The following is a 10,191-nucleotide window of genomic DNA, read 5'->3' as shown; positions in this document are numbered from 1 at the left end:
CCCTGACGTCGCGACGAAGCCGGCGAGCGCATCGACCGCAGCCCTGACATCGAGATTGGACGCCGCCGCGGGGCGGCGGGTCATCGTCGTCGTCATCGAGCTTGCGCAGCGCGGCGAGGATGTCTGCAAGCCGGATCGGGTGATCCATGCCCGGAATTTCGCGTAGCGCCGGGTGGGATTCGACGGCGTACATGTCCGAGGCCCACGACGACAATATGATCCGCTTCTCCGCTGTCGAGAGCTTGCCGTCGTCGAGGACGGCGTTCGGCGATGCATAATGCGCGGCGGGATGAAACAGCGAGCCGAGACCGCCCGTGGTCGCATTGGCGTTGGTCATCTCTGGTCTCCCTCTACACTCCTTTCGAAGGGATGGTTTGATCGGCGGACGGCGAGGGGATCGCCGCCCGCCGCGGTGGTCGGGGCACGGCGACCGCGCCCGGCGCGATCAGGCAGCCTTCCTCTGCTCGATCTGCGGTGACGCAGCCCCCGCGATCTGGATCCGGCGCGGCTTCATGGCTTCCGGAATCTCGCGCAGGAGGTCGATGACCAGGAGACCGTCCTGGAAAGCCGCCTGCTTCACCTGGACGTAGTCCGCGAGATTGAACACGCGGCGGAACGGACGCGCCGCGATGCCCTGATAGAGATATTCGCGGGTGGCGCTGTCGGGCTTCCGGCCCTCGATGGTGAGCGCGTTCTGTTCGGCGGTCACGCTGATGTCGTTGACGCCGAAGCCCGCCACGGCCAGCGTGATCCGGTATTGGTCTTCGCCGGAGCGCTCGATGTTGTAGGGCGGATAATTGTCCTCACCCGCCTGGCGCAGCGTGCTGTCGACGAGGTCGGCCAGATGATCGAAGCCGATGGTGGAGCGCCACAGCGGCGCGAAGTCAAAGGTGGTCCTCATACCAAGTCCTCCAAAGAGCAAGATGGTTACGAAGGAGCGCAAGACAGGGGATCGGAAACGGGTCCGAAGACCCCGGCCCGGCGCCCGCGCCGGACCCGATTGGGCATCCGGCGCACCGCTCTCGCGGCGAAAAACGAATTAGAGCGGCGCAAGGACCTTGCAAGAGGGGGTGCGAGATTTTTTTTCGAGAGGCCGCCGGCGCCGACGGGGGCGGCGAAACAGCGTCTTGACAGGACAACGCGCCTGAATATTTTTTTGCGCCGGAAGATTTTTCTTCCTGCACCGCAAAATCGAAAAGGACCTTGAAAGACCGTCAGGAGTGACGACGATGCTCGATCAGGATATCGCCCGCATCCGCGCGCACCGCAACAATTTGTCTCGTTATCGACGCTTGCTGAAGACCAGGCTGTCGGACATCGAGCGCCGGTTTATCGAACGACGCCTCGCCGAGGAGCAGACCGCGCTCGAGGCTCTTACCGGCGATGCCTTCCCGGCTGCATTCAGCCTTCCGAACATGCCATCGGTGTCCACTGCTGCGGGAGCGGAACGATGAGTGACGTCCGCAACCTCCTCATCAGCGGCAGCGAGAAGGTGATCGGGCACTATCGCATGTTGCTGGCCAGTGCCAGAAGCGAGAGCGAACGCGAACTCTATCGCGCCCGGATCGAGCGCGAGCAGCGCCTGCTCGATTCGCTCCAGCACGGCTTGGTGGATCGATCGGCGGCATGAGGAACTAGCCCTCGTACTGGTCCGGTCCCATCGCCCAGAGCGATTGGTCGTGGCCGTACGCGTAGTTCCGGTTATTGAGCGTCGGATTGCGATTGACCATCGGCCGCATGAACATGGGATGGGTGGCGCTGCGCACCTCGTGTTCCACCGTGAACAGAGGCTTGCCGCTGTCGAGGTTGACGATGTCGCAGAACCGGTACTGGTATTGATTGTCCTCGCGGGAGATCAGCTTGCGCGCCAGGAGCTTTCGGTACGGGCCGGAGAAATCGGTGATGTACATCTGTACGTGATGCCCGTCATAGTCGCCCTGCGACCGATCGGTCTCGCGGAACAACAGATGCTGGTTGCGGCCCGTCTTCACGGCGGCGACCGTGCCGTCGCCATTCCACAACTCCGATGGCATGCCCATGATCTCGGGGTAGAAGGCGCAGATGCCGCGCGCCGATCCCATGGGCACGTCGAACTCGACATAGGGAATGCCGAGCGCGATACGCCCGAAGCGAGCGGCGTCGGGCTCGTAGCAGCGCAGGCGATTGCCCCACGGACAAATCGCCTCGATATGGTCGTTGCGCTCGGCGAAGGCGAAGGCCGTGCCCTCGAGTTTCTTCGCGACCGACGCAAGCCGCGCCAGCATCGCCTCGCGGCCCGCGATGACCAGCCCGATATGGCCGCGCAGCACCTGCGCCCTGCCGCTCGGCAGGTGAAACTGGCTCCGCCCGGCGTTGATCCACATATTGGTGTCCGACACCATCAGATAGGGATCGCGGGTGAGCCCGAGCCCTGCGACGTAGAACAGGGTGGCGAGGCGCTGATCCGGAACCTGGATGTTGACGTGTTCGAAATGGATGGCATTGCCGAGATCTTCTGCGGATCGGTCGAATTGTTGCGGCATGGATGGCGCTCTGGCTGGGGGATGGACAGGTGCATATTAGAGCAGAATTTCCGCCCGCCGAAACGGGGCACCGATGAAATGTCGAGAGCAGCGCACGATGGCCGTTGCCACCTTGCCGTGGCAGCCGTTCCCTGTAATCTCTCCAAAAATTCAGGGAAGGGATCGATGGGAGGAGTTCTGGAGGGCGTGCGCGTCCTCGATTTCGGGCGCTACATTGCGGGCCCCTATTGCGCGACCTTGCTGGCCGAGTTCGGTGCCGAGGTCATCCGCGTCGAGAAGCGCGAGGGCAGCGAGGATCGCTTCGTGGCGCCGGTCGGGGAGGGCGGCGAAGGCGCGCTGTTCCTCCAGGTCAACCGCAACAAGAAATGCGTCACGCTCGATCCGATGAAGCCGGAAGGGCAGGAGGTGATGCGCCGCCTGGTTGCGACCGCGGACGTCGTCGTCGCCAATCTGCCGCCGCAGACCCTGCGCGCGATGAAGCTCGATTACGAGTCCTTGAAGGCGATCAAGCCCGACATCATCCTGACGACAGCGACCGCATTCGGCGGACCGGGGCCGTGGTCCGATCGTGTCGGTTTCGACGGTGTCGGGCAGGTCATGTCGGGTTCGGTCTACATGACGGGCACCGGGGATCCGCCGTACCGCGCCGCGGTGAACTGGGTCGATTTCGGCACTGCGCTGCATTGCGCGTTCGGCACGCTCGCCGCGCTGATTGAGCGCGGCAGATCCGGGCGCGGGCAGGTCGTCGAGGGCGCGCTGCTCGCAACCGCTCTGTCCTTCACCAATGCGACGCTGATCGAGCAGGCGGTGATCAACGTCAACCGCGTCCCGACGGGCAATCTCGGCCAGACCGCAGCGCCCGCCGACATCTATCGCACCAGGGACGGCTGGGTGCTGTGCCAGGTCACCGGACATCCGCTGTTCAAGCGGTGGGCGAGGCTGATGGGGGAGGAGGAGCTGTGGCTGAACGATCCGCGCTTTGCCGACGATATCAGCCGCGGCAACCACGGCCCCGTCATCAGCGAGCGGATGGCGCGCTGGTGCGCCGAGCGCACCACGCAGGAAGCCGTCGATGCGCTCGGCAAGGCGATGATTCCGACCGGGCCCGTGCTCTCACCGCAACAGGCGCTGGATCATCCGCACATCCGCGCCGTCGGCTTCATGCAGGACGTCGACTATCCCGGCTTGCCGAAACCCGCGCCGGTGACGCGTGCTGCGGTCCGGCTGTCGGAAACGCCGGGTGAAATCGCGAGCCGTCCGCCGACGCTCGGCGAGCACACCGATCTCGTCCTCGCCGAGCTCGGCTATGATGCGGCCGCGATCGCGGCGCTTCGGCAGGGCGGTGTCATCTAGAGCAATTGCTTCAACGCCTGCGCGTCGGCTGGCGCCGCGCTCTTCTGGTCGTTGTCGAAATAGACATAGACGTCGCAGCCCTGCCGCTTCCAGGACTTGATGCGCTTGGCCCATTGCGCCAGCGCGGCCTTGGTATAGTGCCCGTGATAGCGCCCGCTTGGCCCGTGTCCGCGCACATAGACGAAATCCGCGGTGCGCTTCCATGGCGCCGGCGCGTCGTGATGGTCGGACAGGCAGAGCGAGATGTTCTCGTCCGCCAGCATTCGCAGGATGCGCGGCTGGTACCAGCTCGGATGACGGAATTCGAAACTGTAGCGCCGTTTCCGCGACAACAGCTTGAAGAAGGACGCGAGCCGGTCGGCGTTCGCCTCGAATTGCGGCGGCAGCTGGAACAGGATGGGACCGGCCTTGCCGCCGAGCCGTGAGATGCGGTCCTCCAGCAGCTCGAGGCTGTTGACGGAGCGCTCCGACAGGCGCTTCCAGTGCGTGATGAATTTGGACGCCTTCCAGGCGAAGACGAAGTCGCCGCCGGTCTGCTCGCGCCAGCCTTTTACCGCGTCCGGCGTCGGCGTGCGGTAGAACACGCCGTTCAGCTCCGTGGTGTCGAACTGTCCGGCGTAATAGCGCAGCTGTTCCTTCAGCGTCACGCCCTCGGGAAAGAACGGCCCGCGCCAGGAATCATAGTGCCAGCCGGAGGTGCCGATCAGAACGCGCGCCATGTTTCACGTGCCATCCGTTGCCATTTGCCGGAAGGAACGTCCGTGCCGCCGATACGTTGCTCGTGAGCTTGATCAACGCAGGACCGGAACCGATGTACGCGCTGTTCGAAGGCAACAAGCAGATCGGCGATCCCTTTCCCACCGAGAAAGAGTGTGGGAGGCCGCCTTGATCGAGGGGCTGGTGACCGACGTTCCCGTGGCCGACGAGGAGGGCGGCCAGCTTTTCCCGGAGGGATATCACGTCGCGCGCCTCGAGGAGGCTTTCGAGCCCCGGCGGGGCTGGAAATTGCCGCGCGAGATTTCGTGAAATTCCTTCACCTCTTCCGCTTGCGGAAGAGGTCGCGCCTATGGCGCGGGTGAGGGCTTTCTCCTCTTGGGGATTGTCCCATTGCGAAAACACCCTCTCCCCAACCCTCTCCCGCAAGCGGGAGAGGGAGTGCAGCTCCCTCGTTGCAGCGACTGCGCCTCATGTTGTCGTGCTTCAGTTCGAGGCCAGCGCCGCCTTGGCCACTTCGGCCATCCAGCTCGATGCCACCGGCAGGATCGCGTCGTTGAAATCGTAGCGCGGGCCGTGCAGCTCGGCGCCGTCGCGCAGTTCGCCGTTGCCGATCCAGACGAAGGCGCCCGGCCGCTGCTGCAGATAATGGGCAAAATCCTCGCCAGCCATGCTGGGCGCGAGGTCACGCCGCAGCTCGGCCCGCACCTTCTCCGCGGCGATGCGTGCCAAGCCAGCTTCATCAGGCGTGTTGATCACGACGCCGACGCCCATGACGATCTCGGGCGTGACCTTGACGCCAAAGGTCGTCGCGATCCCGGCGCAGGTGCGCTCGATCCCGTCGAGGATGACGCCCTTGACCGCCTCGCGGTGGTACCGCAGCGTGCCGCGGATGGTCACGCGTCCGGCGATCTGGTTCGGCGCGGTGCCGCCTTCGATCGTGCAGAGCGACAGCACCGCGGTGTCGAGCGGATCGACGCTGCGGGAGGTGATCGCTTGCAGCGCGACGATCAGATGGCCGGCTGCCATCACCGGGTCGCGCGTCAGATGCGGCATGCCGGCGTGGCCTGCATGGCCATCGATGGTGATGGTGATGCGCCCGCCGGAGGCCATGACGACGCCGTCATGCACGGCGATGGTGCCGGCGGCAAGGCCCGGCCAATTGTGAAAGCCGAATACCCGTTCCATCGGAAAGCGGTCGAACAGCCCGGCCGCGACCATCGCGCGCGAGCCGCCAAAGCCTTCCTCGGCCGGCTGGAAGATGAAATCGACCGTTCCGCTCCAGTCGGTGTCGGTGGCGAGCAGCGCGGCGGCGCCGAGCAGCGAGGCGGTGTGTCCGTCATGGCCGCAGGCATGCATCACGCCTGATGTGCTGGAGGCGTAGGCAAGTCCGGTATCCTCGGTGATCGGCAGCGCGTCCATGTCGGCGCGCAAGCCGACGCGGCTCTGCGCATGCCCGCGCGTCAAGGTCGCGACGATGCCGTGGCCGCCGATCCCCGCCTGGAAGGGAATGCCGAGCTCGGTGAGCTTGTCCTGCACGAAGGCAGCGGTTTCTTTCTCCTGGAGAGAGAGCTCCGGATGGGCATGCAGATGCCGGCGCCATTCGGTCAGTTTCTGGTGCAGCTCGGGTGTCAAGGCAGGGTCTCTCGCAAGATGTCGGTTGCCGTCACCATAGCGGATTATCAGCGGCACACATCAAGCGCCTTGGAATGGCTCGCGTGCAGCAAAGCTCACGGTACTGCTGGGGCAGACCGGCCGCGCCACGCGCTCCGCTTCACCTCTCCCGCGAGCGGGAGAGGGGGCGCACCCCCAGCTACGGATCGCCCTACCCCGCCAGCTTCGCAAGTCCCGCCCAATCAAAACTGATCCCGTGCCCGGGGCGGTCCGGCGCCAGCGCCATGCCGTCCTGAAGCGCCAGCGGATGCTCGATGTACTTGTCCAGCCCGAAGCCGTGCGCCTCCAGATAGGAGCGGTTCGGGCAGGCCGCGAGCAGATGCACGGTGATGTCGTGCGCGCCGTGGCTGGTGACGGGCAGGTTGAAGGCTTCCGCCAGCCGCGCGATCTTCATGAAGGCGCTGACGCCGCCGCAATTGGTGACGTCGGGCTCGGGATAGGACACCGCGCCACTGGCGATGTAGTTCTTGAACTCCCACAGCGAGCGCAAATTCTCGCCCGCCGCGATCGGCACACCGCCCTCCTGCATGATGCGCGCGTGGCCTGCGACGTCGTCAGGGATGATCGGCTCCTCGAGCCAGGTGAGGTCATAGGATGCGAACGCGCGAGCCGCGCGGATCGCCTCCTCGACGGTCCATTTCATGTTGGCATCCGCCATCAGCGGAAAGCCGTCGCCGAGATGCTGTCGCATCGCGGAGACCTTCGCGACGTCGGCTTTCAAGTCGGGCCGGCCGACCTTCATCTTGATGGCGCGAAATCCCTTGGCGAGGTTGCCGTCGGTCTGCTTGAGCAGCGCATCGACGGAGAGATCGAGGTCGATGCCGCCGGCATAGCACGGCACGTGCGCGTCGAACCCTCCGAGCAGCCGGAACAGCGGCAAGCCCGCGCGCCGCGCCTTCAAATCCCACAGCGCGATGTCGAGCGCGGAGAGCGCCAGCACCACCGGCCCGCCGCGGCCGCCATAATGCAGCGCCCACCAGACATGATGCCAGATCGCTTCGGTGTCGTCGGCCTCGCGGCCCTCGATCAGCCCCGGAATTTCGCGCTTGAGAATGTCCGCGACGGCGCCGCCATTGCGGCCGACCGTGTAGGTGTAGCCAACACCTTCGGCGCCATCGGCATCACGGATGCGGCAGGTGATCAGCTCGAACGCTGCGATCTCACCATGCGTGGAGTCGGACAGCGTGACGGGGAGGGGGATCCGGTAGAGGGCGGATTCGATATTCGCGATGTGCGGCATGTTCCTCTCCCGATTTTTATTTTTGTTTGTAGGATGGGTAGAGCGCAGCGAAACCCATCATCTTCATCTTCGCAAGCAGCGATAGGTTTCGCTAACGCTCTACCCATCCTACAAGCTACTTCTATGCTCACCGCATCGTCGCAAGCTGCACCGCCAGCGCACACGCCCGATCGTATTCGTCGAGATTGATCCATTCGTCGATCGTATGCGCCTCGTTCTGGCCGGCGCCGAAGGTCACGGTCGGAATGCCGTGACGGACCATCCAATTGGCATCCAGGCCGCCATTGGCGGTGCGGACATTCGGAGTGCCGCCGACTGCGGATACGGCCTCGACCGCGCGCTTGATGACGGGCTGGCTGTCCTTCATGCGGAACGGATAATAGTCGGTCTCGGCCTTGAACTTGACCTTGCCGGACTTGCCTTGCGCGTTCGTCACCTTCTTGGCCGCCTTTTCGAACGCGGCTTTGTAGGCCTTGGTGATCTCCTTGAAGAATTTTCCGTCATGGCTGCGGCTTTCGCCGCGCACATGCACGTAGTCGGTGACGACGTTGGTGGCATCGCCCGCGGGACGGCCCTCGCCGCCGGTGACGGGGCCGACATTGCTGGTGCCTTGCTGCTTGCCCTTCACCACCTTGCCGAACCAGCCGCCGGCTTTCACGTCCGCGAGTGCGAGGGCCATGATCATGGTCGAGGAGATGCCGCGCTCCGGCGCGACGCCGGCGTGCGAGGCGCGGCCGAAGATCTCCACAGTCCAGCGGTCGGCGCCGACCGCGCCGATGATGACGTTGGAGGCCGAGCCGCCGTCATAGTTGAAGGCCATCACGGGCGAGCCGAGCTCGTCCAGCTTGACGTGGCGCGCGCCATAGAGCCCGCTCTCCTCGCGCACGCAGAACAACAGCGTGATCGGCGGATGATCGAGCTTCTGCTTGGCGAGCTCGGCCGCCAGCGTCACCAGCACGCCGCAGCCGCAGCGATTGTCACCGCCGAGCGCGGTCTTGGCTTCGTTGACGATCTTGCGTCCGGATTTCTTCGGCTTGGCACCGGCGCAGAGCGGCACGGTGTCCATGTGGGTCATGAACATGATCCGCGGCTGGTTGTGCAGCGTGCCGCGGCCGGGCAGGTCGACGATGAGGTTGCCGGTCTCGGTCGGCACCGGAATGCGGCTGTTGGCATCGTCGAGCCGGATCGCCTTTGCCGGCACGCCGCTCTCCTTCAGCGCAGCCATCAGCTCGCGCCCGATCGCCGCCTCCTGTCCGGTCACGCCCTCGACGGCGAGGAAGCGCATGAGGCGGTCGGTGGCGGCTTTGGTGTCGACAGGCATGAATTCATTCCCTTGATGCACGATGCTTGTCAGCATCCCATGTCAGCATCTCTTGCAGCACGCCGTTGTGCAAGGCGGCCTCGACGCATGAAGTCCAGCGCTGCGTTGCCAGGCGCGCATGGTCACGGAAGCCACCGGCTTCTGTGCCGCAAGAGCGAAGCGATCGCGCATAATGTGTTCGGATGTTGCTGTCCGGTGACAGCTTCGACCGCGATTCGCCACTAGCTTAAGGTGTTTTCTGGCGCCGCGGCACGCCGACATCTGCCGAGATATATTGGGGACGATGATGCGGATCGCGGCCATTGCGGGAAGTGCCTTGTTGTTCGGTGTCGTGGCGGCGAATGCTGCGGATATGGCGGTCAAGGCGAGACCTGCGCCGGTCGCCGCGCAGATCTTCAACTGGACCGGGTTCTATGTCGGGGCCAATGTCGGCGGCGCCTGGACACCCGGCAGCGGCAGCAGCGATGGTGGAACGCTGTTTCCTGCGTTCGGCGTGCTGCCGCCGGTCGCAGCTGTTCTGACCATTGTTCCTGGGCAGACCGGCACCATTGCCGGTGACGGCCGCCGAAGCGGGGTCATCGGCGGCGGCCAGATCGGCTACAATTGGCAGGTCCAGCAGTTCGTCCTCGGCGTGGAAGCCGACGCGGTTGGGACGGGATTGAACGGCAGCAGCGGGAGCGCTTCGCGCACCTTCGGCGCCCCGACCTTTGCACCGCCGGTGACGCAGACGGTGACCATCGATTTCGGTCATATCGACTGGATGGCTACGTTCCGCGGTCGCGCCGGCGTCACGGTGGACCGGGCGCTGTTCTACGTCACCGGTGGCGCCGCCATCGCCGAGATCGGCGGTTCCAGGACCACCGTGGTCAACGGCCCCGGCATTAGCCTGCCCGGGAGCACATTCACGGCGGCGAACGGAGGCTCGACGACGCGCTGGGGCTGGACAGTCGGCGGTGGTATCGAATGGGCGTTCAATCCGAACTGGAGCCTTGCAGGCGAGTATCGCTACACCGACTTCGGCAGCCGCAGCGTGGCCTACACCATTCCCGACGGATTCGGCGGGGTATTCGCGACGGGGACAGCGAGCTCGCGGCTCACCGTCGAGCAAGCGACCCTCAGGGTCAATTATCGCTTCGGCGGACCTGTGGTCGCGAGGTACTGATCTCGGGCTTCTTGATGGGTCCGGGAGCATGCAAGGATGGCGTGAGCGGACGGCTCACCCGGTTCTTCCGGCCGGCGACGTATAGGCGAGGAAGACCAGCACGCCGATCGCCAGCATCGCGGCCATGAACAGCAGCACGGCCGGCAGCCCGGCGAGCGCCGCCACCGCGCCGGTCACCGATTGCATCAAGGCCGCGCCGAGAAAG

12 protein-coding genes and 1 pseudogene are annotated in these 10,191 nt (G+C 65.1%); 5 read left to right on the top strand and 8 right to left on the bottom strand.

The features are described 5' to 3' along the window. The coding region (locus tag MOV75_RS15090; RefSeq protein WP_247006092.1) for a hypothetical protein at nucleotides 1-337 on the bottom strand (337 nt) is incomplete at its 3' end. A gap of 108 nt (nucleotides 338-445) precedes the next feature. After that, the gene (locus MOV75_RS15085) at nucleotides 446-901 is read right to left on the bottom strand and encodes an Hsp20 family protein (protein ID WP_246925238.1); all 456 of its coding nucleotides are present in this window, start codon (nucleotides 899-901) and stop codon (nucleotides 446-448) included. 328 nt (nucleotides 902-1,229) lie between these two features. On the opposite strand from MOV75_RS15085, the gene MOV75_RS15080 reads away from it, so the two are divergent. Then, the gene (locus tag MOV75_RS15080; protein WP_246925241.1) at nucleotides 1,230-1,454 is read left to right on the top strand and encodes a DUF4349 domain-containing protein; all 225 of its coding nucleotides are present in this window, start codon (nucleotides 1,230-1,232) and stop codon (nucleotides 1,452-1,454) included. After that, nucleotides 1,451-1,630 carry a hypothetical protein gene (locus tag MOV75_RS15075; RefSeq protein WP_246925243.1) on the top strand — a complete coding sequence of 60 codons (180 nt, stop codon included), beginning with the start codon at nucleotides 1,451-1,453 and terminating at the stop codon, nucleotides 1,628-1,630. The genes MOV75_RS15080 and MOV75_RS15075 overlap by 4 nt, the downstream gene beginning before the upstream one ends. Before the next feature lie 4 nt (nucleotides 1,631-1,634). Here the strand turns inward: MOV75_RS15075 and MOV75_RS15070 are convergent, their stop codons facing one another. Beyond that, nucleotides 1,635-2,522 (bottom strand): hypothetical protein, encoded by an 888-nt coding sequence (locus MOV75_RS15070; protein WP_246925245.1) that lies wholly within the window; start codon nucleotides 2,520-2,522, stop codon nucleotides 1,635-1,637. Between the two features lie 165 nt (nucleotides 2,523-2,687). Between MOV75_RS15070 and MOV75_RS15065 the strand changes: the two genes are divergently transcribed. After that, entirely contained in the window at nucleotides 2,688-3,875 is a 1,188-nt protein-coding gene (locus MOV75_RS15065; protein WP_246925247.1) for a CaiB/BaiF CoA-transferase family protein, read from the top strand. Here the strand turns inward: MOV75_RS15065 and MOV75_RS15060 are convergent. Next, entirely contained in the window at nucleotides 3,872-4,594 is a 723-nt protein-coding gene (locus MOV75_RS15060; protein WP_246925249.1) for a DUF72 domain-containing protein, read from the bottom strand. The genes MOV75_RS15065 and MOV75_RS15060 overlap by 4 nt on opposite strands. 166 nt (nucleotides 4,595-4,760) lie before the next feature. Between MOV75_RS15060 and MOV75_RS15055 the strand changes: the two genes are divergently transcribed. Further along, on the top strand, nucleotides 4,761-4,901 hold the full coding sequence (locus MOV75_RS15055; protein ID WP_246925251.1) for a hypothetical protein: 141 nt from the start codon (nucleotides 4,761-4,763) through the stop codon (nucleotides 4,899-4,901). A gap of 174 nt (nucleotides 4,902-5,075) precedes the next feature. Here MOV75_RS15055 and MOV75_RS15050 read toward each other — a convergent pair whose 3' ends face one another. From MOV75_RS15050 to MOV75_RS15040, 3 genes are all read right to left on the bottom strand, one after another. After that, nucleotides 5,076-6,224: an amidohydrolase gene (locus tag MOV75_RS15050; RefSeq protein ID WP_246925253.1), complete on the bottom strand. Its 1,149-nt coding sequence runs from the start codon at nucleotides 6,222-6,224 to the stop codon at nucleotides 5,076-5,078. Nucleotides 6,225-6,414: 190 nt separating this feature from the next. Next, a complete protein-coding gene (locus MOV75_RS15045) occupies nucleotides 6,415-7,503 on the bottom strand; it encodes a mandelate racemase/muconate lactonizing enzyme family protein (protein ID WP_246925255.1) in 1,089 nt (362 codons plus the stop codon). Nucleotides 7,504-7,630: 127 nt separating this feature from the next. Next, complete coding sequence (locus tag MOV75_RS15040; RefSeq protein WP_246925257.1) at nucleotides 7,631-8,824, bottom strand: M20/M25/M40 family metallo-hydrolase; 1,194 nt, start codon at nucleotides 8,822-8,824, stop codon at nucleotides 7,631-7,633. Nucleotides 8,825-9,110: 286 nt separating this feature from the next. Between MOV75_RS15040 and MOV75_RS15035 the strand changes: the two genes are divergently transcribed. Continuing rightward, a complete protein-coding gene (locus tag MOV75_RS15035) occupies nucleotides 9,111-9,986 on the top strand; it encodes an outer membrane protein (RefSeq protein WP_247006090.1) in 876 nt (291 codons plus the stop codon). A gap of 54 nt (nucleotides 9,987-10,040) precedes the next feature. On the opposite strand, the pseudogene MOV75_RS15030 reads toward MOV75_RS15035, so the two are convergent. After that, a pseudogene (locus MOV75_RS15030) lies at nucleotides 10,041-10,191 on the bottom strand (MFS transporter); the annotation flags it as partial.

It is taken from the genome of Bradyrhizobium sp. PRIMUS42, from assembly GCF_023006515.1.
Classification (GTDB): Bacteria; Pseudomonadota; Alphaproteobacteria; order Rhizobiales; family Xanthobacteraceae; genus Bradyrhizobium.
This window is presented reverse-complemented; position numbering and strand designations above follow the sequence as displayed.

What these genes read in the sequence shown, in the direction of transcription:
- MOV75_RS15035 (WP_247006090.1), top strand. Translation starts at nt 9,111, where the DNA reads ATGCGGATCGCGGCCATTGCGGGAAGTGCCTTGTTGTTCGGTGTCGTG.
- MOV75_RS15045 (WP_246925255.1), bottom strand. Translation starts at nt 7,503, where the DNA reads ATGCCGCACATCGCGAATATCGAATCCGCCCTCTACCGGATCCCCCTC.
- MOV75_RS15080 (WP_246925241.1), top strand. Translation starts at nt 1,230, where the DNA reads ATGCTCGATCAGGATATCGCCCGCATCCGCGCGCACCGCAACAATTTG.
- MOV75_RS15070 (WP_246925245.1), bottom strand. Translation starts at nt 2,522, where the DNA reads ATGCCGCAACAATTCGACCGATCCGCAGAAGATCTCGGCAATGCCATC.
- MOV75_RS15075 (WP_246925243.1), top strand. Translation starts at nt 1,451, where the DNA reads ATGAGTGACGTCCGCAACCTCCTCATCAGCGGCAGCGAGAAGGTGATC.
- MOV75_RS15060 (WP_246925249.1), bottom strand. Translation starts at nt 4,594, where the DNA reads ATGGCGCGCGTTCTGATCGGCACCTCCGGCTGGCACTATGATTCCTGG.
- MOV75_RS15085 (WP_246925238.1), bottom strand. Translation starts at nt 901, where the DNA reads ATGAGGACCACCTTTGACTTCGCGCCGCTGTGGCGCTCCACCATCGGC.
- MOV75_RS15040 (WP_246925257.1), bottom strand. Translation starts at nt 8,824, where the DNA reads ATGCCTGTCGACACCAAAGCCGCCACCGACCGCCTCATGCGCTTCCTC.
- MOV75_RS15065 (WP_246925247.1), top strand. Translation starts at nt 2,688, where the DNA reads ATGGGAGGAGTTCTGGAGGGCGTGCGCGTCCTCGATTTCGGGCGCTAC.